24 protein-coding genes are annotated in these 25372 nt (G+C 49.0%); 15 read left to right on the top strand and 9 right to left on the bottom strand.

Annotated features, from left to right (window positions below; all coding sequences use genetic code 11):
* Window positions 1-6 precede the first annotated feature (6 nt).
* On the top strand, window positions 7-1680 hold the full coding sequence (locus tag LPW40_RS05745) for a glutathione ABC transporter substrate-binding protein (protein ID WP_269063248.1): 1674 nt from the start codon (window positions 7-9) through the stop codon (window positions 1678-1680).
* Between the two features lie 499 nt (window positions 1681-2179).
* On the top strand, window positions 2180-2953 hold the full coding sequence (locus LPW40_RS05750) for a serine hydrolase (RefSeq protein ID WP_230821274.1): 774 nt from the start codon (window positions 2180-2182) through the stop codon (window positions 2951-2953).
* Between the two features lie 41 nt (window positions 2954-2994).
* Here LPW40_RS05750 and ggt read toward each other — a convergent pair whose 3' ends face one another.
* From ggt to LPW40_RS05765, 3 genes are all read right to left on the bottom strand, one after another.
* Complete coding sequence (gene ggt / locus LPW40_RS05755) at window positions 2995-4752, bottom strand: gamma-glutamyltransferase (RefSeq protein WP_230821275.1); 1758 nt, start codon at window positions 4750-4752, stop codon at window positions 2995-2997.
* Window positions 4753-5011: 259 nt separating this feature from the next.
* Entirely contained in the window at window positions 5012-5797 is a 786-nt protein-coding gene (locus LPW40_RS05760) for a cytochrome c oxidase assembly protein (protein ID WP_230821276.1), read from the bottom strand.
* A 3-nt stretch (window positions 5798-5800) separates the two neighbouring features.
* Window positions 5801-6274, bottom strand: coding sequence for a DUF2243 domain-containing protein (locus tag LPW40_RS05765; RefSeq protein ID WP_230821277.1), 474 nt, complete (start codon window positions 6272-6274; stop codon window positions 5801-5803).
* A 231-nt stretch (window positions 6275-6505) separates the two neighbouring features.
* Between LPW40_RS05765 and LPW40_RS05770 the strand changes: the two genes are divergently transcribed.
* Window positions 6506-7597 (top strand): YsnF/AvaK domain-containing protein, encoded by a 1092-nt coding sequence (locus LPW40_RS05770; RefSeq protein WP_230821278.1) that lies wholly within the window; start codon window positions 6506-6508, stop codon window positions 7595-7597.
* A 46-nt stretch (window positions 7598-7643) separates the two neighbouring features.
* On the opposite strand, the gene ybaK is transcribed toward LPW40_RS05770, so the two are convergent.
* Window positions 7644-8126, bottom strand: coding sequence for a Cys-tRNA(Pro) deacylase (gene ybaK / locus LPW40_RS05775; RefSeq protein WP_230821279.1), 483 nt, complete (start codon window positions 8124-8126; stop codon window positions 7644-7646).
* Window positions 8127-8287: 161 nt separating this feature from the next.
* Here ybaK and LPW40_RS05780 point away from each other — a divergent pair, with 161 nt between their 5' ends.
* The 3 genes from LPW40_RS05780 to LPW40_RS05790 all read left to right on the top strand — a co-directional run bounded on the left by LPW40_RS05780 (window position 8288) and on the right by LPW40_RS05790 (window position 9608).
* Window positions 8288-8521 (top strand): hypothetical protein, encoded by a 234-nt coding sequence (locus LPW40_RS05780; RefSeq protein ID WP_230821280.1) that lies wholly within the window; start codon window positions 8288-8290, stop codon window positions 8519-8521.
* A 16-nt stretch (window positions 8522-8537) separates the two neighbouring features.
* Window positions 8538-8837, top strand: a complete 300-nt coding sequence (locus LPW40_RS05785) for a spore coat protein (RefSeq protein ID WP_230821281.1) — start codon at window positions 8538-8540, stop codon at window positions 8835-8837.
* A gap of 114 nt (window positions 8838-8951) precedes the next feature.
* Window positions 8952-9608, top strand: coding sequence for a carboxymuconolactone decarboxylase family protein (locus LPW40_RS05790; protein WP_230821282.1), 657 nt, complete (start codon window positions 8952-8954; stop codon window positions 9606-9608).
* Between the two features lie 339 nt (window positions 9609-9947).
* Here the strand turns inward: LPW40_RS05790 and LPW40_RS05795 are convergent, their stop codons facing one another.
* Window positions 9948-11249, bottom strand: a complete 1302-nt coding sequence (locus LPW40_RS05795; RefSeq protein ID WP_230821283.1) for an acetamidase/formamidase family protein — start codon at window positions 11247-11249, stop codon at window positions 9948-9950.
* A 118-nt stretch (window positions 11250-11367) separates the two neighbouring features.
* Here LPW40_RS05795 and LPW40_RS05800 point away from each other — a divergent pair, with 118 nt between their 5' ends.
* A complete protein-coding gene (locus LPW40_RS05800; protein ID WP_230821284.1) occupies window positions 11368-12570 on the top strand; it encodes a M20 metallopeptidase family protein in 1203 nt (400 codons plus the stop codon).
* A gap of 61 nt (window positions 12571-12631) precedes the next feature.
* On the opposite strand, the gene LPW40_RS05805 is transcribed toward LPW40_RS05800, so the two are convergent.
* Window positions 12632-13240, bottom strand: coding sequence for a TetR/AcrR family transcriptional regulator (locus LPW40_RS05805; protein ID WP_230821285.1), 609 nt, complete (start codon window positions 13238-13240; stop codon window positions 12632-12634).
* 141 nt (window positions 13241-13381) lie between these two features.
* Here LPW40_RS05805 and LPW40_RS05810 point away from each other — a divergent pair, with 141 nt between their 5' ends.
* A complete protein-coding gene (locus LPW40_RS05810) occupies window positions 13382-14125 on the top strand; it encodes an SDR family NAD(P)-dependent oxidoreductase (RefSeq protein WP_230821286.1) in 744 nt (247 codons plus the stop codon).
* Window positions 14126-14228: 103 nt separating this feature from the next.
* Here LPW40_RS05810 and LPW40_RS05815 read toward each other — a convergent pair whose 3' ends face one another.
* The gene (locus tag LPW40_RS05815) at window positions 14229-15299 is read right to left on the bottom strand and encodes a YkvI family membrane protein (protein WP_230821287.1); all 1071 of its coding nucleotides are present in this window, start codon (window positions 15297-15299) and stop codon (window positions 14229-14231) included.
* 278 nt (window positions 15300-15577) lie between these two features.
* On the opposite strand from LPW40_RS05815, the gene LPW40_RS05820 reads away from it, so the two are divergent.
* Together LPW40_RS05820 and LPW40_RS05825 are read left to right on the top strand one after the other, a co-directional pair.
* On the top strand, window positions 15578-16942 hold the full coding sequence (locus LPW40_RS05820) for a YjiH family protein (protein WP_230821288.1): 1365 nt from the start codon (window positions 15578-15580) through the stop codon (window positions 16940-16942).
* 24 nt (window positions 16943-16966) lie between these two features.
* Window positions 16967-17938 carry a C-terminal binding protein gene (locus LPW40_RS05825; protein WP_230821289.1) on the top strand — a complete coding sequence of 324 codons (972 nt, stop codon included), beginning with the start codon at window positions 16967-16969 and terminating at the stop codon, window positions 17936-17938.
* A 75-nt stretch (window positions 17939-18013) separates the two neighbouring features.
* Here the strand turns inward: LPW40_RS05825 and LPW40_RS05830 are convergent, their stop codons facing one another.
* Window positions 18014-18700, bottom strand: a complete 687-nt coding sequence (locus LPW40_RS05830; protein WP_230821290.1) for a response regulator transcription factor — start codon at window positions 18698-18700, stop codon at window positions 18014-18016.
* Between the two features lie 137 nt (window positions 18701-18837).
* On the opposite strand from LPW40_RS05830, the gene LPW40_RS05835 reads away from it, so the two are divergent.
* Both LPW40_RS05835 and LPW40_RS05840 read left to right on the top strand, forming a co-directional pair.
* Window positions 18838-19872, top strand: coding sequence for a zinc-binding dehydrogenase (locus LPW40_RS05835; protein WP_230821291.1), 1035 nt, complete (start codon window positions 18838-18840; stop codon window positions 19870-19872).
* Window positions 19873-19898: 26 nt separating this feature from the next.
* The gene (locus tag LPW40_RS05840; RefSeq protein WP_230821292.1) at window positions 19899-21404 is read left to right on the top strand and encodes an aldehyde dehydrogenase family protein; all 1506 of its coding nucleotides are present in this window, start codon (window positions 19899-19901) and stop codon (window positions 21402-21404) included.
* Window positions 21405-21464: 60 nt separating this feature from the next.
* Here the strand turns inward: LPW40_RS05840 and LPW40_RS05845 are convergent, their stop codons facing one another.
* Window positions 21465-22463 carry a LacI family DNA-binding transcriptional regulator gene (locus LPW40_RS05845; protein ID WP_230821293.1) on the bottom strand — a complete coding sequence of 333 codons (999 nt, stop codon included), beginning with the start codon at window positions 22461-22463 and terminating at the stop codon, window positions 21465-21467.
* Window positions 22464-22661: 198 nt separating this feature from the next.
* On the opposite strand from LPW40_RS05845, the gene LPW40_RS05850 reads away from it, so the two are divergent.
* The 3 genes from LPW40_RS05850 to LPW40_RS05860 are packed head-to-tail and all read left to right on the top strand — an operon-like array spanning window position 22662 to window position 25308.
* Complete coding sequence (locus LPW40_RS05850) at window positions 22662-23510, top strand: transketolase (RefSeq protein WP_230821294.1); 849 nt, start codon at window positions 22662-22664, stop codon at window positions 23508-23510.
* 1 nt (window position 23511) lies between these two features.
* Window positions 23512-24504 carry a transketolase family protein gene (locus LPW40_RS05855; RefSeq protein ID WP_230821295.1) on the top strand — a complete coding sequence of 331 codons (993 nt, stop codon included), beginning with the start codon at window positions 23512-23514 and terminating at the stop codon, window positions 24502-24504.
* Between the two features lie 42 nt (window positions 24505-24546).
* Entirely contained in the window at window positions 24547-25308 is a 762-nt protein-coding gene (locus LPW40_RS05860; RefSeq protein ID WP_230821296.1) for an SDR family NAD(P)-dependent oxidoreductase, read from the top strand.
* Window positions 25309-25372: the final 64 nt, after the last annotated feature.

A 25372-nucleotide genomic window follows, 5' to 3' on the forward strand; every position in this document is an offset into this window, starting at 1 on the left:
ATAATGATGAATAAATACATGTTGCTTATGCTGACGGGTGTGCTTGCTTTGGTGCTCTCGGCCTGCGCGGACGATTCCAATGTGGATGAAGCGGCGGAAGGGGACGGCGCGGCGGATGCGGGCGACCTTGTGATCGCCATGCAGGATGACGTCGTCTCCATCGACCCGCACGGCAGCAACGACACCGCTTCGGCGCAGGTGCGCATGAATATATACGAGACGCTGGTGAATCAGACCATGGAGATGGAACTCACCGCAGGCCTGGCCGAGGAATGGGAGACCATTGAAGATGATGTGTGGAACTTTCAGCTCAGGGAAGGCACGACCTTCCACAGCGGCGAGGCATTCACGGCAGAAGATGTGAAGGCGACGCTCGACCGTGTGAATGATGAGGCGGTCGCATCGGAAGCGGCCTTCCTGTTCGAGATGATCGAGGAAGTGGAGATCGTCGGTGATTATGAAGTGAACATCCATACCGAGTTCCCATTTGCACCGCTGCCGAGCCATCTCGCGCACAACACCGGCGGCATCATCAGCAAGTCGCTGATCGATGAGGATTATCAGTATGCGCTCGATGAAGCGGGGGTCGATATGACGGCGGATGAGTATTACGTGCTCCGCGAAGACGGCGGGGATGAGTATGAGGAAGTCATGGATCAGATTTCCGAACATGTCGGTTCGGTGATCGGCTCCGAGACGGACGGCACGAACCATGTGATGCTTGAAGAACGAAATCCGGGACAGGAAACGGTCCTGACGAAGTTTGAGGGTTTCCAGGGAGAAGGCGGTGAACGCGGCTTTGATACGGTGACTTTCCGCGTCATTCCGGAGTCCGGTGCGAGGCTTGCGGAGCTTGAGACGGGCGGCGTCCAGATCGTCCGTGATGTTGACTCTGCGAATGCGGACCGTGTCGAAAGCGGCGAAAATACGGAGCTTTTGGAGCAGGAATCATCCCGTACGGATTATTTGGGCTTCAACACTGAAAAGGAGCCGTTTGATGACGTGCGCGTCAGGCAGGCCATTGCATATGCAATCGACAGGGACATGATCGTCGAAGGCGTCTACGACAACATGGGCATTGCAGCCACACACCCGATTGCACCGGATGTATGGGGTTATGACGATTCACTCGACGGCCGTGAATATGACCTGGAGAGGGCGAAAGAACTACTCGCAGAAAGTGATCATCCGGACGGATTCTCGACCGAACTGTGGGTGAGGGACGATCAGATGAACGTCGACACTGCCTTGTACATCCAGGAAAGCCTGGCCGAGCTCGGCATTGAAGTGTCGGTGCAGCAGCTTGAATGGGGCACGTTCCTTGAGCGGACGGGCCAGGGCGATCATGAAATGTTCGCAATGGGCTGGACGACGGTGACCGGTGATGCCGACAACGGATTATACGCACTGTATCATTCGGAGAATAAAGGCGCGACAGGCAACCGTTCATTCTATGCAAATGATGAACTGGACGCGGCACTCGATGCAGGACGGAGCGAGGCTGATGAAGGCGACCGCGCCGATGCCTATTCGGCCGCACAGGAAATCATCATTGAAGAAGCACCGACGGTCTCACTCGTCCATCCGAACTTCGCGGTCGGCGTGGATACGTCACAAGTTGACGGCGTGGCCATCGACCCGATCGGCCTGGTGCGCATAGAGAATCTGACATTCAAATAATTGCTGGGAGGTCGGGACATGGGTCCCGGCCTTTTTGTATTTTGAGGGTTTTTATGGGGGGCGGCGAGGCTTGCTGTTTAGATAGCCTTAAAAATCCAGCTATCTGAACGTTTGAAGAGCCTTTCTGTTTAGTTAACCTTAAAAATCCAGCTAACTAAACGTCTGAAGCTCCTTGCTGTTTAGATGGCCATAAAAATCCAGCTATCTGAACGTTTGAAGAGCCTTTCTGTTTAGTTAACCTTAAAAATCCAGCTAACTAAACGTCTGAAGCCCCTTACTGTTTAGATAGCCATGAAAATACAGCTAACTAAACGTTTGAAGTCCCTTACTGTTTAGTTAACCTTAAAAATCCAGCTAACTAAACGCTTGAAGGGCCTTACTGTTTAGATAGCCATGAAAATCCAGCTAACTGAACACCTCAGTTGTCCGCAGGGTATACGCTGACTTGTTGTGCATCTTCAGGAACTCGATTATGATGATGTATAAAGGGGGAGTCACCATGATGAAAGAAGAGATAGACATGCTGGTGCGGCAGCAGTCGACGAAAAACATCTCGTATGTGATCGAACACGAAGGGGAAGTGATCCGTCACCGGGAAAATAAAGTCCATCGCTCGGCAAGCGTCATCAAAATACCGCTCTGCCTTGCCGCACTTAAAAAGGCGCACGATGTGGATCGGGATGACCTGCTGCTCGTCAAAAAGAAGGTCGGCGGTTCGGGGGTGCTTCATGCATTGAATGATGTGGAAGTGATTCCTCTGAAAGATACGGTGGTGCTTGCGATGATCGTCTCGGACAATACGGCTTCCAACATGCTGATGGACTATGTCGGATTTAAAAATCTTGAGAAATCATTCAGGGAGTGGGGCATCAACGACTCGGTGCTCGGGCGGCATTTCATGGATACGTCGGGGGATGCATCTAAAATATCGAACACCGCCACTGCCGAAGATATGATGACGGCACTTCACCTTATATATGAAGAAAATAAATTCATCCCGGAGCCTGTGAGACAGGATATGCAGAAGCATATGCGCAATTCGCAGTTCAACGACCGCGTCGGCGGTGCGCTGAACGACGGCGGGGATGAGGATCATATCACCGTGTCGAATAAGACGGGCACGCTTGATAACCTCGAGCATGACATCGGCGTCCTGCAGTCGAAGGATAAGACGGTGAAGTTCTCCGTGCTCTCTTCTGATTGGAACAGCAACCTCGAAGCACGGTATTTCCTGAATGACCTCGGAAAAACCCTGATTAAATACTTCCAATAAAAAACCCACCTCTAATGAGGTGGGTTTATTTTGGATTACAATTATTCAAGTTCGAGTCCGAATGAGGCACCGTTCCTGTTTTCATCGGTGGCGCCGGTGTAGACACCTTCGTCAGGGTCGTACATGATGCTATTCACGTTGCCGATCGGTGCCGGCTCGTCAGTGAAACCGTGGCCCATATCGTTCAGCTGTGAAATCACTTCTTCAGGGATGCCTTCCTCATGGAGGTAGTTGTCCGGGTTGTTTGTGAATATCCTAGGTTCGTTCAGTGCATCTGCGAGAGGCAGGTCGTACTCGTATGTGTTCAGGATTGTCTGAAGCACGGAAGTGATGATCGTCTGACCGCCCGGTGAGCCGACTGTGAGGACCGGCTGGCCGTCATTGAAGACGATCGTCGGCGTCATGCTGCTGAGCGGGCGTTTATTCGGCTGGACTTCGTTCGCACCGCCCGGCTCCGGATCGAAGTCGGTCAGTTCGTTGTTCAACAGGAAGCCGTATTCCGGCACCATGATGCCCGACCCGAAGACCTGCTCGATGGTTGTCGTGTAGGATACGACGTTACCGTAAGAATCGACGACGGAGTAGTGGGTCGTCTGTCCGTCCACCCTGTCACCCGGCTGTGCGACCGCACCCTGTCTTTCAAAGTCTTCCTGGTAAGGCATGACATCTCCCGCTTCAGGATTTTCAATCACGGAATCAAGGCTGATGAGATTGCGTCTTTCTTCAATGTAATCCGGATGGAGCAGACCTTCCACCGGCACATCGACGAACTCAGGGTCGCCTGCATATTCCGCACGGTCCGCATAAGCGAGGTGCATCGTTTCAGCAAGCAGATGATATTTCTCGACTGACTTGATGTCATACTGCGATAAATCGAAGCCGTCAAGGATGCCGAGCATCTGCAGGAGGAAGACCCCGCCTGAACTTGGCGGCGGCATCGTTGCGATGTCGTAATCCTTATACTGTCCCCACACCGGTTCATCGATTGTGACATCATACTTCTGCATGTCCTCAACGGCGAGCGAGCCGCCGAATTCCTGTACGGTGCTGGCAACCGCTTCTGCGATTTCACCGTTGTAGAATACATCGGTTCCCTGCTCGCTGATCATTCTTAATGTATGCGCAAGATCCGGCTGGACGAGCATGTCACCTTCAGCAAGCGGCGCACCGTCACTGAAGAACACTTCGCTTGCGGCACTCCTTTCGAGTTTTTCCGCATGTGTCTCTATTTCACCCGCGAGGAAGTCATCGATCGGGAAACCTTCTTCGGCAAGCGCGATCGCCGGGGCGATCAGGTCATGCATGGCGATTGTTCCCCACATGTTGTGGCTGGTCTCAAGTCCCGCTGCAGTGCCCGGGACACCGACCGAGTTGCCGTGGATTACACGGTCTTCAAAATCCATCGGTTCCCCGTCATCACCGAGGAACATTTCCGGATATGCGCCCGCCGGTGCACGCTCACGGCTGTTGATGATCGTTGTTTCCTTCGTCGCTGCATCATACACCATCATGAAACCGCCGCCGCCGATGCCTGACATCATGGGCTCGGTCACCGTCAACGCGTACTGCATGGCGATTGCGGCATCCACCGCATTACCGCCGGACTCCAGAACATCAAGCCCGACCTGGGAGGCGAGCGGGTGGGCGGAGACAATCATGCCGTCACTGCCGGTCGCCGTATTGTTTTCCGTCCCGTAATCCGGCTGGAAGGATGAAGCGGCCGCAAACTGGGATAAAGTGACGGCTGTGAGCAGCGCCACCCCTGCAATCATGCTGAGACGTCTGAGGAAAGATTTCATAAAAAACACTCCTTAAGATAGTTTTAATGATTCAATCGTCGTGTCTGCCGGCTACAACCTGATGAATTCCAAATTTTCAGATAACGTTAATGTAATAATACCATAAAGTGGATATGAGGGGAAGGGTATGGCGGGTTTCGGCAGATGTTGTAGAAGGGCTGTCGGTTCCAACAGATGCTCGCGGATCGAACGAGCATTTGATGGGCGGTTCAACATAATAAATATCTCCATCCACCAAAAAACCTGAACGGAATTCCGTTCAGGTTTTCGCCATTCCGGCGTCGGCCCCGGCTTCACGTGCCGAGGTCTCCTTTTTATACCAGTGGTAGCATAAAATGATGATCAATATTAAATCGACGATATCGCCGCCGTAGTACATCACTATGGCCCCTGTCCGGCCTTCGCCTGTCGGCACGCCGGGCGGCGGACTCTGATAGATCAGCTTCGACAGTGCCTTATGGAAGCCGAGCGCCGCAACGAGCGCAACGGCCCGGTACCAGTAGGCGTGCCTGTGTGAAGTGATGTCCACGTAGATGATGCTGATGGTGAATAAGTATCCGGCAAGGAACACATGCAGGTGGACGATGATGAAAAGGATCATGCTTTCATGCATCCACACATATAAATCTGTCATGTAAATCAGGAACAGTCCACCGATGTTCAGAACGGATGCGGTGAACGGGTTGGTGATGAACCTCCCGTAGGCGCTGTTCAGCACACGGCTGACAATCCGCGCATCCCCGGTCGGCAGCGCCCGCAGAAGCAGGGTCATCGGCTTGCTGTAGACGAGGAATATCGGCGCAAGCATCCCGAGCAGCAGATGGCCGTACATATGCGCGATGAAGTTTTCATGTGCGGCATCACCGAGCGGCCCGACGAAGGCACTGGCTGCGGTGACGAGCCCTAAGATCCATAAAAACGGCCGCCTCACCGGCCATCTTCCGAACTTGCGGTTCGAGACGCGCATCGCCATCAGGTAGCCGAGGGTCAGGATAACGGCTGTGACTACGACGGCATCCTGTATCGCATGGAAATGTTCGTGCATATCCTAATCCCCCTGGACCGCGGGATCATTCTTCCTGATCCTGTACCACAGGAAGGCACCGATTGCGAGCAGCAGGATGGCCGAAGAAATCCATGCGATATCATACGGCAGCAGATCCACGTTGTAACGGATCTGGTGGATGCGCAGCACCTTATGGCTCACGACGCCGTCAAAGAGCTGGAAAGCGCCCATCCCCAAAAGCAGCCCGGCAGCCCACCTGACGGGGGAGTAGGTATGGATCCTGACCACATGGGCAAATAAAAATATCCCCGCAACGATGGCGAACAGAGCGAATGAATTCAACAGACCGTCTGAAAAGATCCCGAACTGGGTCGTGTCGAAGTCGAAGAAATGATGCCATTGGAGCAGCTGGTGAAAAATGATTTCATCAACAAGCGCCATCACACCGATCCCGATCAGCACCCCGGAGGTCATGATTTTACGTCTTGCAGACACCGAATCCTTTTTTTCCTTCATTATAAACAACACCCCTTCATTGTCTATGTATATTACATACAGTACCCTCAAACATCATTGAAATAACGGATATCCGCGAAGTTTATTTTTTGGCATGTGTTTATAAAACTGGCTCATGGGTAAATATGGATTACATGCGAAAGGCATTCGCTGTTTGTTAATGATGAAAATATGAATATGAATTAAAAATTGGACTTGAAATTTATAATCATCAAAATGGAGGTATTTATCATGCGGAAGATCGAAACATTTGCAACCGAAGAAGAACTGCTCAGAAGAATAGAGCAGCTCAGGGCGGATGGCGTCACTGAAGACATGATGACCGTCGTGGGCAACGAAGGCACCACCACCGATGCATTGGATGACACGGGCGTGAATTACCGTTCCGCCGACGGCAGTGCATGGGATAAGATCGCGTCATGGTTCAGCGATGATCAGCCGGAGGACCGGGTGATGGACGACCTCGGCCTCACGAAAGAGGAAGAGGATACATTCATGAATGCACTGGACAGGGGCGAACTGCTGCTGTATGTCAACAACCGTACGACGGATGATGACACTTATTATGCAGGCAATGACGGCTCTTTTGAGAAGGATGACGCTGCACCGGGTGCTGTGCCTCCCGCTGAAGATGCAAGACGTCAGGAAAACTTCGACAACCGTACAGTGACGGAAGATGCAGCACCGGGTAAGAGCGAACAGTTCGTACCGGAAACGCACAGGGAAGATCCGTTGACTAAAACAAGTGCCGATTACGGCATCGATCAACCTGTCCGTGATGACAACTACAGCTATGACGATAATAATGTAACGGAGGATGAGAGAATGAGAGACGATAAATTTGTAACTGATGAAGAAAGACGCAGAAACGACAACTTTGGCGTGACGGATGAAGAGTGGGACAGACTTTCAGATGAAGAGCGGATCGAGCTCAGGGAAGAACGTCTGAGAGTGGATAAGGAAAACGTGAAAACCGGTGAAGTGCATGTGGATAAGCATGTTGAAACAGAGCATCAGGAAATCGATGTACCGGTCGAGCGTGATGAAGTGACGATTGAAAGACGTCCTGTCGAAGGCGAGCGGAGAACAGGTTCGATGGATGAGCGGATCGAGGATAATGATTCCATCCATATCCCTGTATCTGAAGAGCGAGTGAACGTCGAGAAGGAAAATGTGGTCGATGAGGAAGTCGTCGTCCGCAAGAATAAAGTCCAGGATACGGAGCACATCTCTGAAGATGTCCGCCGTGAGGAAGTCGACATTGAAGAGACGACCAACACGGACCGTGAAACCCGTAACCGTGACGACAGAGACAGACTATAAATTTAAATATGAAAACCGGACATTGATGTCCGGTTTTTTTCATGCCTTAAGTGATGTCGGCGTACTCACCATCTGTGATCTCGAGGAGATCATCCGGGGCCAATTCCACCTGCATGCCTCTTTTGCCGGCGGATACGACGATCGTATCGAGCTCTGCCGCAGATTGAGCCAGAAATGTCGGGAAGGATTTCTTCATCCCGACCGGTGAGCAGCCGCCGCGGACGTAGCCCGTCGTCTTCTCAAGGGCATTGATGTCGAGCATATCCACTTTCTTGTTTCCGCTCGCTTCAGCGAGCTTCTTCAAGTCGAGCTTGGTCCCTGCCGGTATGCATGCGACAATCTCACCTGTATTGCTGCCGGTTGCGACCATGGTCTTATATATCTTATGGAATGGCATGCCCGTCTCATCTGCATCATTCTGCGCTTTTTCATTATCATCATTCCACGCATACTGATGGACATTGTATCCGATGCCGTGATTTTCGAGCTGCCGCATCGCATTCGTCTTCTGTATCTTCTTTTTCTTCATGGAAGCACTCCTCTCAAAATCCCATCGGTTTTATTTTAACACAGGCAGGTTTTCCTGCCCGGCCTGAAGTTTCTTGAAAAATATGCATTAGTGGTTTAAAAGCAGACTATTCAGGGAAGCTGATTATAGAGCAATCCAGAACATATGAAAGGAGAACAGGAATGGCTAAAAATTCGAATAAGAACAAGAATAAGAATCAAACAGCACAAAAACCGAACCTTGCAGTACATGAGACACTCGAGCTGCATGAGGTGCTGACGGTGAAGCAGGCGGCATACCTTAAAGCGAACATGATGGAAGAAATCGCCAAAGACAAGGACTTGAAGCAGATCATCCGCAAAGACGCGAGGAATTCGAAAAAAGCGATCAAAGAAATTCAGGAACTTTTACCTTAAGGAGGGAGCAGTATAAATGGATTTGATTAAAGAACTCGATAAATCAGGAGAAAATAAAGACCAGATCATCGCAACCGAGCTGCTCGTGACGGCGAAGGCGGCGGTGCGCACATATGCTGTGGCACTCACCGAAACGGCATCCCCCGAGGTCAGGGACGTGCTGAAGCGCCAGCTGAAGCAGGCGATCGACCAGCATGGAAGAATTGCCGATTACATGATGGAGAACAACATGTACTATGCGCATGATGTCGACAAGCAGCTTGAGCTCGACAAGAAGAAAGTGAAGACCGCGAAAAAGCTGGTCAAAGATAAATAACACCGGAGGCCCCGAGCCTTTCCGGTTGTGTCCGGACATCCCTTTGGATATTATATCCTTTAGGGATGTTTTTATATTCTGAAAACTAAACAACAGATTACAGGAGGCACTAACATGACACAGGAAAATTTGTATGAAAAAGGCAACATCAAAAGGTTATCGGAATTCGCCAAACTGGCACCCGATGCGTTCAAGAGCTTCGCGGCATTCGACAAGGCGGCCGTCGCGGACGGTGTGATCCCGAGACGCACGAAGGAACTGATTGCGGTTGCGGTGGCACACGTCACGGGATGCCCGTACTGCATCGACATCCATGTCAACGCGGCAAAGGAACTGGACGTATCAAAAGAGGAAATCGCTGAAGCGGTCATGGTCGCGACCGGCCTGAAGGCAGGCTCTGCGATGGCGCACGGCGTGAACGCCCTCCAGGCCTACGACGGCAACAACGACGGCGACTTGTATGAGAAATCCAACATCGACCGCCTGGGTGAGTTCGCAAAACTCGCACCGGACGCGTTCAGGGCATTCGCACAGCTCGATAAGGAAGCGGTGAAGCCCGGCAAGATCTCCGGGAAGGATAAAGAGCTCATCGCTGTTGCGGTGGCGCACGTCACGGGATGCCCGTACTGCATCGAGATACATACCGCCAATGCGAAGAAGCTCGATGTGACGAAAGAGGAGATGGCGGAAGCGATCCTCGTCGGCACGGCACTGAAGGCGGGCTCCGCGATGGCACACGGCGTCAACGCACTGAACGCATTCGACGATTAATATTGATGACATCCGGACAGGGGACTGTCCGGATTTTTTGTGCAGCCGGATGGGAATAAAGAACCCGCGGCGGCTGTCAGGATATCTCCTGGGGAAATAGGACAGATACAAAGAGTTTCCAGGCGCTGTCCGGATACCCTCTATAAATCCAGACAGAAGCGGAATCCACCCTGCCGCCATCCGGTTTTCCCACTAGTTTCCGGACAGTCTGAGGCGGAGCGCCGTCCGGATCCACCTACATATTCCGGATGGAACCACGCCCATCATCAACGCTGTCCTTTATTCCATAAGAAAAACGGATGGAGCTCCCGCAACGGGGAATTCCATCCGCATGATGATTTAAGCATAATGCCGCTTCGTCAGCTGATCGAGCCTGATCCTCCGGAGCATCTCCTTCGGTACAAGGAAAGTCACGGTGACGACGCCCGGATTCCGGCCGATGTCGATCGAGCCGGTAATCGTCGCGCGGTTCATCACTTCAGGCACTTCGATATCCAGCAGTTTCGCCGCGCGCTCGAGCCCGTTCTGGGTCGCGTCATTCAATGTCGCGCCGGTGCCGATGAAGGACAGCGGATAAGACTCTTCGATCCGCTCGATGCCCCATTGGTCCGCAAGCACCTGCGCTTTCTCCATCTCCTCCTCCGTATACGGTTTTGCGACCGCAGGCAGATCTTCCTTTAAAGGCAGGAGTATCGGACCTTCCACCGTCAAATCTTTGATGACGCTCACGCTGAGGTCGACAACACCCGCAACATCGGTGGTGTGCCCCGCAATTTCACCGTTCCCCTGCATGGCGTGCATATCGCCGAGATAGACGCCGCCGCCCGGAACTTTGACCGGACAGATCAGAATCGCGCCTTCACGCACCCGGTTGATGTCCATATGGCCGTCCGTCCGGTCTTCAAGTTCTTCGACGGTCTTCACATAGTCATGCGGCGCATCGAGCAGGAACTGCCCGAAGTCACCGGCGTTGTGGGAATCCGGAAAAGGGCTCGCAGGCGTCGTGCCGAGCTGGCCGAGAAACGGGATGACGCGGGCGATTGCACCGACGATATCGTGCGGGGCGAATGTGACGACCGGGTTCTGGATGGAATTTTCCGGCGTGCACATGTATTCCTTCGACTTATGCGCAATCCGCTCCGCTGCTTCCTGATTCAAAGTGATGCCGAGCGACCGCTCCTTATTAAAAGCCATCGTGTAGGCATTGGTGAAGTTGAACGGCGTGACATCTTCATCACATTCCGCACACCGGACCGCACCCTGGCCAATCCCCTTGATGACGGATTTCGGATTTTTGGCACCGCAGTTCGGGCATATGCCTGCAACGAACGGGTCGCCTGAAAATCTGCCTTCCATCGGTTTGTCATGCCCCGAAGCTGTCGCAAAGGAAGTCACGCGGATCGAATTGATCTTGATTGCGATCGCATCGCCAACTTCTGCGCCTTCGACATAGACCGGCTGCGTCACTTCATGTCCGCCTTTCAGTTCGGGCGTGATCATCGGGCCCCAACAGCCCGGTGCCGTATTGGCGATGATCGTGCCGTTGTTTTTGACGTGATAAGACATTTCAACATTCGGGTCGAGTGTGCCATCTGTGAAACGGTCGACGTAAACGGTTTGTTTGAAATCATGGTTACTCATTCTTATCAGCTCCTCTTACCTTTCATTATATTCCAAAAGTGTCTGTAAATCATTAATGAGCGACGCTCTGATGAGATTCTTAAGGTTTAACATATGCTCAATCGGATAGAGTAATTATATGAGGAAAATAAAAACCAATGAAAGGGTTGAAAACATGTCTGTAAAAGAAGAAGTGATCGACAAACATATGGATCATATCATCAATTTCCGGAGAAGGCTCCATAAAAATCCAGAACTGAGCTTTGAGGAATATGAGACGACGAAACTGATCGCGAACGGCTTAGAGGACACCAAAATAGAATTTTATGAACTGAGTGAGAAGACCGGACTGATCGGTCTGCTGGAAAAAGATCCGGATTATGAATATGTCGCGGTACGGGCGGATATCGATGCGCTGCCGATAGAAGAGGAGACGGATCTTGAGTTCAAGTCAGAAACCGAAGGCAGGATGCATGCATGCGGACACGATATCCATTCAAGCATCCTCTACGGATTCGCAAAGATCATCAATGATTTATATGATGACCTCCAATACAATATCGTCTTCGTATTCCAGCCGGCGGAGGAGATACTGAAAGGTGCAAAATACATCAAGGAGGAAATGCAGCGCCTGGAAGTGCCGGTGGATAAAATCGTCATGTACCATACTTGGCCGAACTTGAATGAGGGACTCGTCGGGTACAGGGAAGACCAGTTCTGCGCCGGCGCACAGAGCTTCAATGTCAAACTGACCGCCAAAGGCGGCCATGCCGCACACCCGCATAAGACAGCGGACCCGGTCTATCTCGCTGCAGACATCATCCACTTCATCCAGGCGATCGTATCGAGGTACAACAATCCGGCAACACCCCTCGTCATGACGATCGGACAGATCCATGCCGGCGAGCGGAACAACGTGATTCCTGATGTATGTACATTCGGCGGCACGATGCGGAGCTTCTCAGAGGAATCCATCCGGGACGCCAAGGAAATCATGGAGAAATACATTAAAGAAGTCACGGCCATGGTCGGGGCGGATTATGAAATTGAGTTCAAGAACTACTGCCCGCCGCTCATCAACACACCTGAAATCGTGGAAGAATTCGTCAACGCAGGTGAGGATGAGTCGGTTTATCACAGACTGCCGGAACCATCCATGGGATCCGAAGACTTTTCCTTCTATCTGGACGAATACGTCGGTGCAGCATTCCGCATCGGCACACGCATGGAAGACGTGGAGGAAAGCGGCTACTCCCTCCACAGCCCGGAAATCATATTTTCCGAGAAAAGCATCAAAACAGGAATAAAAGCCCTCGTCGACTTTACGACGAGAGCGGAATAAAATTTTTTTCTTAAGCTCTCCTTAATGGTTGTGTTAAGCAATCATTTTAAGGAGGGCTTTTCTATTTATAAGATCTATCCAGTCTGATATGAAAAGTTTTATAAGGGGAAATCTTCATCAGCTCAAGTATTTGTGCATTCATGAATTCCGGTTCATATTTGTAATCTTCATGTACCCATTGTTTAATCAGACCGACTACGGCATATGCCAGGTAGCTCGCTAAAAGATCACTCTGAACATTATTATCTCTCACATTGCCTTCTTCAAGGTTAATCTTTTTGAATGATTCAAACATCCGGTCTTCAACAAGAGATGAAAGGTCGGACTTTAAAATGATGGAGTAATAATCTGCATTTTGGAAAATATTATTGAATAAATATAATTCTGAGGGGGTAAGACGGTTAAATGGGAATGGATGTTTATTTAAGAATGGCTTTCTGTACGCATATAACAATTCGCGGTGTTTCTCAGCCATTAATGAACGAAGCAGTTCCTCTTTGTTTGGGTAATGATTATAAAAAGAACTTCTGGTGATGCCAGCAGCTTTTGAAATATCAGTGACATTTAAATTGTTAAATTGTTCATGTGCCAAGAAAGCGAGAAGAGCTTTTTTTAAAGAACGTTTGGTAGTAAGTACTCTGCGGTCTAGGTATAATTCTTCCTTATCCATGTCCTCCTCCTTTTTATTTTACATTTTCATAACAAGTGTCCAAAAATGAATGCGCTTACATATAAAGATTAATTAATTTTTATTATACTAAATTTACAAGTAGATTTACAAATCTACTATATAAACAAGGGGGATTTTATAATGGGAAGATTGGATGGTAAAGTTGCTGTAATCACAGGTGGTGCCGGAGGCATGGGGAAAATCCATGCCAAGGTTTTTGTTGAAGAAGGGGCGAAAGTCATCATTGCGGATTTAGGTGTGTCGAAAGGTAAGGACACAGCTGAAGAATTAGGGGATCAAGCTAAATTTATCGAACTGGATGTTACGGATGAAGAAAGTTGGACAAGGCTGGTCGAAGAGACTGAAAAGCATTTCGGGCCGATAAATATTTTAGTCAATAACGCGGGCATCGTTGTATCGAAGTCAATTGAGGAAACCTCACTGGAAGATTTCAGGAAGACGACAGCTATCAACCAAGATGGGGTTTTTCTGGGGATGAAACATGTTTTAGAATCCATGAAGAAAGCAGAGAGCGGTTCCATCGTCAATATTTCCTCAATTGCCGGCATTGTAGGCAGTGCAAACAACAGTGCATATATAGCCTCAAAGTTTGCTGTCAGAGGGCTGACCAAAGCGGCTGCGGTCGAGTTCGCTCCCCATAACATCAGAGTGAATTCAGTACATCCAGGAACGATACGTACACCTATGACAGAGCAGGAAGACGTCAAGGAACTGGTGCAGGCTATGGCTCAGATGATACCGATGAAGCGAATCGCCGAACCGATAGAAATCACCAATCTCGTATTATATCTTGCTTCTGATGAATCAAGTTATTCAACGGGGACGGAATTTATTGCAGACGGCGGCCTGATACAACAGATGTAAACTAAAGATTGAACAGCAAATAATTTTGTATGTAGAAAAAGAGGATGTACGGTCCATGGACCGTACATCCTCTTTTAAGCATTACATAATGGAAGATAAACTTTCATCTCTGCTCCGCAACTTCCCCGGCCCGTCCCCTCGTCCTGATGACATTGACCAGGAGTCCAGCAAGGAGTACAAATCCTACATAACCCTGCAGCGGATACACGGTGTTCACCAGCTGGGTGAATCCGACGAAGCTGAGTGAGAACGCGGCGATGCTTAAGATGACGACGCCGATCTTGAAGTTCCTAGTATCTGCCTGGATGAAGCGTGCGCCGACGGTGTAGAGGCACGGGACCGCCGTGCTCAGTATCATCCCGAACAGGGCGATGCTCATCAGTGTGCCGAGCAGCGGGTGGAACTGGTCTGCAAGCAGCAGCATCGGCATGTCTGCATACTGCAGGATATCGATATTCGCATATACCGCAAGGTTGATGATCAGCGCGATGAGTCCGAGGACGATGCCGCCGAGGACTGCACCGCGTTTGGCGGAGACTTTATCCTTTTCATTCGCTCCGATCATCATCATGATACCGAAAGCGATGACGATGTTGAACGATACATGGAGCAGCGCACTCAAAAACCAGTTTGGTGAAGCGGCGAGCTGCTGTGTCGCAACGCTTTCAAGCGTCGCAAAGTCCGTACTGCTCGTTGTGACAGAGTAGATTGCGATGATGATGACGAGCAGGAATGCGAACGGTGTGATCCAGCTGATGACCGTGACGATCCTGTTAAGGCCGAGCGTCATCACGAGCATTACAAGCAGCGTCAAAACAATGTTGCCAATGATTGCCGGGATCCCGAACTGCTGCGAGACGAGTGAGCCCGCCCCTGCGACCATCACGACCGCGACGCCGAATAAAAAGAATACAATCAGAATATCTATGACCGGGCCGATGTACCTGCCCGTAATATGATAGAGTGCCCGCTTATGGGAGGTCGCTTTCAATTTATCCCCGAGCACTATCAGATAATATCCAAGCAGGGGGTAGAGGATCATCGTGATGACTGCACCGATGGTGCCGATCCATCCCGAGCTTGTAAAGAATTGGAGGACTTCCTGTCCCGAAGCATAGCCGGCCCCGATGATGGCTCCGATGTAGACGCCGGCGATTCTTAAGGTGTTCTTCATTTTACACTCTCCTGAAAGGTTGGACTTGATGATATGAAATGATCCGGGGTGAAAATAATGATTGACACCGCTTACAATGTATACGAAGATAAAATTACACCCGGTAAACTTCATACCTATCCATGTTAACGCACCTGTAAAAACTTGACAAGCCGGCCCGCATTTCGCTGCCGCTAAAAATCTTCTTTACATCTCCATTATAAGTAATGTATAATTATTAAGTATTTTTAATAAAATTGAATAAAATCATGTCCCACATGAGAACGGAGGTCTTCATTATGAACGAACCTGATAAAAATTCCGCAGACAGCAGGATCACCACGAAAAGTCTGCTGAGGTTCCTGCTGCCTTCATTGTTCGGCATACTCATATTCCTGGTGCCGATCACTGATGCGGACGGCAACTTCAATATACTGCTCGGTGTCATCACTGAATTCTTCATCGATTTATTCGCTGATTTCCTGCCGACCGTCATCACGCTCGTCATCATAGTTTCAACTGTTTTATCCCTGATTACATATTTCTTCAAGCCAAATTTCATCACCTCGTCGAGGATGCTGAATGCGCTGTTCAATACGAATCTCCTTTGGCTGATCGTGAGGATCGTCGGGATGATCGCCATCCTGATGACTTACTTCCAGACCGGGATCGAAGCGGTGTATTCCGATGTGACCGGCGGTACGATGCTCGGCCTGCTCACGACGCTGATCATGTGGTTCCTCGTCGCATCATTCCTGATGCCTTACCTGATCAACTTCGGCATCATGGAATTCACAGGGACACTGCTGAGGAAAGTGATCAAACCGCTGTTCACACTGCCCGGGAGATCCGCAATCGACCTGCTTGCTTCATGGATCGGCAACGTCAACGTCGGTGTCGTCCTGACCCGTGAACAGTACGGGCGCGGCTTCTACACGGGCAGGGAGGCGGTCGCGATTGCGACGAACTTCTCGGCCGTATCACTGCCGTTCTGTCTGGTGATCGCACGCATGCTGGAAGTCGATCATATGTTTCCGATCCTTTACCTGACCATCGTCATCACCGGCATCATCTGTGCAATCATCATCCCGAGGATTCCGCCGATTTCAAGAATACCGGACACTTTCGCTGTGGAGAACCATTACACGGAAACGGTGCCTGAAAACAAAAATGTATTCAAATGGGCACTTGAACAGGGCGTGAACCGTGCGGCTAAATCGGGCTCCTTCAAGCAGCAGCTGAAGCAGGGGTATGAAGTCTTCATCGACATTTCATTCGTCCTGATTCCTCAGGTCATGGCGATCGGTACAATCGCTTTGATCATTGCCGAATTCACACCTGTGTTCAACATCATTTCGCAGCCAATGGTCTATGTGCTTGAGTTCCTGCGCATCCCTGAGGCCGAGGCCGCGGCACCGGCGACAATCACCGGTTTCATCGACATGTTCATACCGGCTGTGCTCGCAACAGGCATCGAAGCGGAAATCACACGCTTCTTCATCGCAGCCTTATCACTCGTCCAGATCATTTATCTGACCGAGATGGCGACGCTGATCATCATTTCGAAGATGCCGGCGAACTTCTGGACGCTGCTGCTCATATTCATTGAGAGGACAATCATTGCGATGCCGGTCATTGCGATCATTGCACACATCATCTACTGATAAACTTCAAGGGGAGGAAAAATCGTGATCAAAGTCGTACGCACCTATGATTTCCCCGGTGCGCTTGAAATTGAAAGAGAGATTTTCGGGGACATGATTGAGATCGTAGAGGCGCCGTCATCCACCGAGGAAGAGCTGATCGAGAACTGCAAAGATGCCGATGCGGTGATATGTGAATACGAACCATTCACTAAACGAGTCATCGATGCACTGCCGAATCTGAAGCTCATCGCCTTCGGCACGATCGGTTACAATTATGCGGATGTCGATTATGCGAGGTCAAAGGGTATCGCAGTCTCGCACATCTCCAAATACTGCATCAAGGAAGTCGCGGATTACACGGTCGGCATGATGCTGAATCTGAACAGCCGGATTCACGCGTTCCACCGCCTTGTGAAAGAAGATAAGAAATGGGACTTCGAAGCTTTCCCGGGGATACACCGGTTTGATACGCAGACGGTCGGGCTCCTCGGCTTCGGCAATATCCCGAGGCTGGTGGCCGAAAGGCTGAAGCCGTTCGGTGTAAGGATCATCGCCTACGATCCATTCGTGGACAAGGAGGAGGCAAAGGAGCAGTATGGCGTGGAGATCACATCATTGGAAGAAGTGCTCGCGCAATCGGATATACTGAGTCTCCACCTCCCGGTCAATAAAGACACCGAGAAGATCATCAACGATTCGAGCATTGCGAAGATGAAAGACGGCGTTATGCTGATCAACTCCGCAAGGGGCGGGCTCGTCGATGAATCATCAATTGTGAAAGGGATCGAGTCGGGGAAGCTTCAGTATTATGCAGCCGATGTGCTCGCTGACGAAGACCCGGATCTTGAAACGCATCCTTTCATGCAGCATGACAATATTATCCTCACCCCGCACATTGCGTTCTACTCGGAAGAAGCAGTGCGGGAAGCATCTGTTGAAACGGCCATGAACGTTAAGCACTTTTTCGAAGGCAATTATAAGGACGCACAGATCGTAAACGGCGTGCACCTTTGAATATCATCATAAATCCAACTTAAAAGAGAAGCACCCGGGAGATATCCCGGGTGCTTCTTCAATTTCTGATATAAATCAGAGTATCCCCATCTTATACATCACAGCCACGGCATGGGCCCTGTTGGACGCACCGAGCTTCCTTCTTGCGGCTTTGATGTACTGTTCGATCGTGGATTCGCTGATATGTCGCCGCTCTGAAATCTCCTTCACTATATAGCCGTCCGCGATATCCCGCATCACTTCAAATTCCCGTCTGCTCAATACATTCTGCAGGGCATAGTTCTCCTGTATCAGTTCACCGACTTTTTCGCCGTACAGTGTGAGTGAGGCGAGCAGCTCTTCATCGAATAATTCCTGGTTTTTGAACTGGTTGCTGTAGATGAATCCGATGACGTTGCCACGCTGCAGGATCGGTGTGATGAGGAAACCCGTCACTTTGCTGCCGACGATATGGTTGCTCGGTGTCATTCTGATGAGTTCTTTATCACTGAAGAAATTTGCCGCCTTATTCTGTACGGCGGTCAGCAGTGCCGGCAGCGTGCGTATATCATAGCGTTCCTCGTGGATATAATGGATGCTGCCGCCTTCCGCCGCAATCACGCCTTCGCCCAAAAAACCGATCGGTGAATATCTGAAAAGATGCGCATTATCAACGGGGAAATACTCCAGATAAACTTCGAGTGTCGCAATCAATCTGCCTTCATGTGTCGTCTCTTCTTTGATTTTTTCCATATGTTCCGAAAAGGTAGATGTCTCAAGCATGGTCACTACTCCTTTTTCATCATGCTGGCCGGGGGTTATTGGTCATATGATAAGTATTTAGAATATTATAACATGGAAGTGGATATATAGATGACTGCGATGCAGTCATCTCATTCAAACAAAGGGGAGAAATGAATATGAAAGCATTAGTATTGGAAGGTACGGAAAAAGCGGTTGTAAAGGATATGCCGGTGCCTGAAATCGACGCGGACGGCATCCTGATCAGAACAAAGGCAAACGGGGTATGCCGCAGTGACTGGCATGTATGGGTGGGGGACCATGACATCGTCCAGCAGATCATCGGGCATGAGTTCGCAGGTGTCGTTGAAGAAGTGGGGGAGAACATCAAGAACTTCAAACGCGGCGACCGTGTGATCGTACCATTTTCGGGCAGTGAGGGGACATGTCCGCATTGCCTGTCGGGTGATACGCATCTCTGTGATTCATTCCTTGTGCCGGGGACGGCCTACCAGGGCGGCTACGGTGAATATGTTGCGGTGCCGCTCGGCGACCGCAATGCGATCCATCTGCCGGACAGCCTGGACTTTGCGGATGCTGCGGCACTCGGCTGCAGGTTCATGTCGGCATACCACGGCGTGGTGGACCGGGTGAATGTACTGCCTGGTGAGAAAGTCGTCGTCTACGGTTGCGGCGGCATCGGGCTGTCGACGATCCAGATTGCATCATCCATGGGTGCATTTGTCATCGGTGTCGACATCAATGAAGGCAACCTTGAGCTTGCGAAGAAACTCGGTGCGGATTATGTCGTCAACAGCAGCAAAGAAGATGCGGTTGAAGCGGTCAAGGAGCTGACCAACGGCGGTGCGGACGTTTCAGTGGATGCGCTCGGCATCAAGGAAACATGCATCAACGGCATCAAGAGCCTGAAAAAAGGCGGGCGCCACCTGCAGATCGGTGTGACGACGAAGGCGGAGGGCGGTTCGATCGCCGTACCGATCGATGAAATGGTCATCAATGAAAAATCGATTATTACGACACTCGGCATCCCGGCTGCAAGGTTCGGCCCACTTTTGAATCAGGTGGCGCTGGATAAGCTGAACCCGAGCAAAATGGTGTCAGGTCACATCAAACTATCCGAAGTGGAGAATGTATTCCAGGACATGAGCGACTACAAAGTGACCGGCACATATGTCGTCACCGACTACAGCTGATAATAAAAACAAAGGGGAGAAATAAAATGGCAAAAGTATTGGATTCCGTACCTGAAAAAGCGAAAGCATTCCTATCCGGACCAAAGAAGATGCTGATCGACGGTGAGTGGGTTGAAGGAGCTTCCGGAAAGACATTCGAGACGATCAATCCGGCAAACGGCGAGGTCATCACGACGATATATGAAGCGGGCGAAGAGGATGTGGACAAAGCGGTCCGGGCGGCAAGAAAAGCCTTCAAGGGACCGTGGTCGAAATTCTCACCGGCCGAACGTGCAAGGGCGCTCCATAAGCTTGCAGACCTGATGGAGGAGCATCAGGATGAACTGACATACCTGGAGACGATCGATTTCGGCAGTGTGGAAAGCTTATCCCGCCATGCCTGGGTGCTCGGTGCTGCGGAGCATATCCGCTACTATGCCGGCTGGGCGACGAAGCTGAACGGCGAGACGATGTCGCTGACTTCAGGCGGTAATAAACACGCATACACCGTGGTGGAACCGGTCGGTGTCTGCGGACAGATCACTTCATGGAACTTCCCGCTTCTCGGAGTGGCGTGGAAACTGGCACCTGCGCTTGCTGCAGGGAATACGACGGTGCTGAAGCCGTCGCAGAATACATCTCTCAGCACATTGTATCTTGCGACTCTGATTGAAAAAGCAGGCATTCCAGAAGGCGTCGTCAATATCGTGACCGGCGGCGGGAGCACGACGGGTGAGTATATCACGAGTCATAAGGATATCGATAAAGTGGCCTTCACGGGTTCCACATCGGTCGGTAAGCATATCCTTCGAAAATCCGCCGATACATTGAAGAAAGTGACGCTTGAACTCGGCGGAAAATCCCCGCATATCATCTTTGCGGATGCAAACCTTGAAAAGGCGGTGCAGCATGCGTTCTTCGGTTTTACAATGAACCAGGGCGAAGTGTGTGCAGCAGGAACAAGGGTGTATGTGGAACGTTCCGTCTATCAGGAAGTGACGGATCAGCTGGTTGAGCTGGCAAAGAACATGAAGGTAGGGGACCCGTTCGATCCGGCAGCGGAGATGGGACCGCTCGTCTCGAAGGAACAGTTCGATCGTGTCAGCGGTTATGTGAAGCTTGCCGAAGAAGAAGGCGGGAGGATTCTCGTCGGCGGCAAGGCGCCGGAAGATGAAAACCTTAAAGGCGGATATTATTTCGAACCGACAATCATCGCCGACGTCGATGAGCACTGCCGTGTGGTGACCGAGGAGATCTTCGGGCCGGTGCTGTGCATCATGCCGTTCGATGATGTGGACGAAGTCATCGAGCGCGGCAACCTGACTGAGTACGGTCTGTCCTCAGGCGTGCATACGAGGGACATCAACAAAGCGCATAAAGTGATCAGTGCATTGGATGCCGGCACCGTATGGGTGAACGGCTACATGAACAGCAACTCCCACGTGCCGCTCGGCGGCTTCAAACAGAGCGGGGTGGGTGCTGAGATGGGCTATCCGGGCATCGAGATCTATACGAAATCGAAGAGCGTCGTCATCGATCTGGATGATGAATAATATAAAAACGGCTGGAGAGTTTTTATTCTCCAGCTTTTTTTATGAATATTAATAAATTATTTACTGGCACCCACACGATTTTCTAACTACCATCGATGCGGGTAACTCAAAATTCTCTATGTCATTTTCTTTGTTTATCTTTTTTAGAAGCAATTTAAAAGCTTTTTCTCCGATCTCTTGAGGAGGTAAAATCATGTTGGTCACTGGTGGATCTATAATTGCCGAGGCGGGTGAGTCACCGAAACCAATTAAGGCAATATCGTCCGGAATTGTAATAGAGAGTTCTCTTAATTTAGAAATTACGCCTACCGTCATAAAATCATTAAGAATAAATAAAGCAGTTATCTCTTTATGTCGTTTCAAAAGTTCTTCAGCAGCTTTCCCACCGCCATCCACTGTCCCATAACCAATTTCCAGGTAATTATTTTTATAAGTTAAATTGTATTTTTCCAAAGCTTCCTTGTAACCTCGAATTCTTTCCTCTGTTGTCGAGACATTGGGTACTGAATATATGAGACCAATGTTGTTATGTCCATGTTCTATAAGATGTTCTGTCGCATCAAAACCAATCGTGTAGTTATCCCCGGTTACACGAGGAGCATTTTTGACCACCTCATTATAACGGTTGACCAGGACGATGGGCATCGACTTGGTAAACTTATTTAAGTAATCAAGATCATTGGAAGTGGGAGAGAGTATAATCCCATCGACCATTTTTGAGTGGAGTATTTTTATAGTTTTTTCTTCATAAACTGCATCTTCATTTGTATTGACGAGAAGAAGACTGTATCCCATCTCACGTGCCTTTTTCTCAACACCAAAAATCATTTCATTGACGAAAGAATCAGTAGAACTTGAAACGACCAAAGCTGCAGTCTTCGTAGATTTTCTTCTTAAGTTTTTTGCAGTAGAGTTCGGAACATAATTATATTTATCGATGATTTCAAGTACTTTCTTCTTCTTTACTTCCGTAATATTTTTTGTGTCATTTATAACATGTGACACGGTTGCGACTGAAACTCCTGCTTCCCTGGCAATGTCTTTCATCGTCACTTTCATCTTTTTTCCCCTTCATCCCAATATTTAACGTCCTTTAACTTACAGTCATTTTATTCAACTTATCCATTATTATCAACATGTTCAGTTCATTAAATAAAAATGAATTTTAAAAATATTCATTTTTATTGTTGACAAGTAAAACGTTTTCATAGTAGTATGCAGTTATAAGTTAAACGATTAACCAATAGGAGGATTAATATGACTGAGGTAAATACAGACATTAAGAACAAAGTAGAACTAATTAAAGAAAAGGCTAAACTGTCTCGTCTGGAAACGATAAGATTGATTGCTAAAGCGAAAAGCGGACATTACGGATCTTCATTTTCGAGCTCGGAAATTTTTGCAACCCTGTACTATCATGTAATGAATTATGACCCTGAAAATCATAGGTGGAAGAGTAGAGACCGTTTCGTGATGGGCAAGGGGCACTCAGCAGTTGGTGTCTATCCTATACTTGCAGATGTTGGATTTTTCCCTAAAGAAGAATTAGATACTTACACGGACCTCGGTAGTCCATTCGGCGACCACCCAGATATGAATAAAATCAAAGGGATCGATTTCGGTTCAGGCTCTATTGGCCATGGGTTGTCGGTTGGTGTAGGGATGTCACTCGGTGCACGTCTTGATAATGAAGACTATAGAACTTTCATTTTGATGGGTGACGGAGAAATGCAAGAAGGGCAGGTATGGGAAGCAGCGATGAGCGCTGCAAATTTCAAGCTTGGTAACTTAATTGGAATTGTCGATAATAATAAAGTGACAGTCGACGGTCATACACACGAAATGATGAATATTGAACCATTAAAAGAAAAATGGGAAAGTTTTGGCTGGAATGTTATTGAAGTTGACGGCCATAACATTGAGAAATTGATTGAAACTTTCGATAATCTTCCACAAGCGAACTCGGATATCCCGACAGTGATAATCGCCGACACAATTGCAGGAAAAGGTGTTTCATTCATGGAGCACGGTTATGAGTGGCATGTAGCGAACCTTGGTGAAGACGACATTAAACGTGCTGTAGAAGAAATTGAAGGAGGACAATAAGATGACTACACAGAATACGTTCCATAAAGATACATGGGAATTATATAAAGGACTGGAAATGTCCAAACAATTGACATCCGGAAAGACATTGGCTGCACTTGCAGATGAGTATCCTGAGGTGGTCGCAATGAGTGCAGATCTGAGTAAACCAACAGGTTTATGGCCATTCGCTAAAGAGTACCCGGAGCGCTTTTTCAACTTCGGTTTGGCTGAAAAAAATATGGTTACAGCTGCGGCTGGTCTCGCTTCCACCGGTAAAATTCCATTTGTTTCAACTTATGCTTCTTTTCTCGGTGTACTTGCAGCAGAGAATATTAGAACTGCTGTCGCTTATCCGAATTTGAATGTTAGGTTGATAGGTACACATACAGGAATTGCAATGGGTTTTTATGGCACATCGCATCACGCAACTGAAGACATTTCGATTACAAGGGCGATGGCAAACATGACTGTTATTTCGCCGGCGGATGGTGTGGCTTTGGCAGAAATGATTGAAGAATCTGTAAGAACTTACGATGGACCGATTTATTTCAGAGTCAGCCGTGGCAGGGAAGAGCCTGTATACACTGAGAGTAAGGAAGTTCAAAATAAAATCGGTAAAGCAAATATCCTTAGAGACGGCTCGGACTTGACCATTATTGCATGTGGAATTGAGGTGCTTCAGGCACTGAGAGCAGCTGATCAATTGAGTGAGGCGGGTATAGAAACGCGTGTCATTGATATGCATACAATCAAACCTATGGATGTTGAAGCAGTGTTGAATGCAGCTGAAGAAACAGGTGCTGTCCTCACAGTAGAAGAACATAATATCCAAGGCGGGCTTGGTAGTGCAGTGGCAGAGGTACTGATGGAGTCGAATGTATCATGTAAATTTAAACGCCATGGTTTCTATGATGAAAACTCCTTAATTGGTAAGCCTTATCACTTATATAAACATTATAAATTGGATGCGGAAGGTATTGCTTCTGTAGCTAAAGAATTTTTGAATAAGTAAAAGGTAAAATATAAAAAAGAAATTTAACGGGGAGTTGGAACAATGGACTTTGAAGGAAAAGTGGCTTTAATCACCGGGGGCGGATCAGAAAAAGGCATAGGTAGAGCCACAGCCCTTAAACTGAGTGAACGCGGCGCTACTGTCATCCTTGCAGATGTGAATGGTGAAGGTGCTAAAAAAGTAGCTGAGGGAATAAAAAAGGATGGCGGTAATGCAATCGGTATTACAATAGACGTGACGGATTATAAGCAAGTTAATGAAACAGTAAAGCAATTAAAAGATGAGCACGGTAAAATAGACATTCTTGTGAATAACGCAGGGATTTCAAGACCGACAAGGGTGCTGGATATTACGGAAGATGAATGGGATCTTGTATTCGATATTAATATGAAAGGCCTCTTCTTTGTTACTCAGGCAGTTCTCAAATCGATGAAAGAAGAGAAATACGGCAGAGTCATCAACTTAAGTTCCGTCTCTGGAAAGCGCGGGGGTGGAATCTTTGGCGGCTCACATTACTCAGCAGCGAAAGCAGGCGTAACCGGCTTCACTAAAGCCATCGCAAGAGAGATGGCGGAATTTAATATCACTTGTAATACTGTTGCCCCTGGATTGGTGGGGGGAACAAATATTACGGGAGGCTTACTTACAGAAGAAGCAGAAAAAGAGATTATTAAAAGTATTCCTTTGAAGCGGGTAGGGAGTGTGGATGATATCGCATACTCCATTGCTTTCCTTGCTTCAGAAGAAGCAGGCTACATTACAGGGGAAGAATTAGATATCAATGGAGGTTCACATATCGATTAGCAAAATTATGTCAGCAGAAGGTCAAATGACCTTCTTGCTTTTTAAATGATATGTATGCGCTTAC

Source organism: Salinicoccus halitifaciens (genome assembly GCF_021026095.1).
Lineage (GTDB): Bacteria > Bacillota > Bacilli > Staphylococcales > Salinicoccaceae > Lacicoccus > Lacicoccus halitifaciens.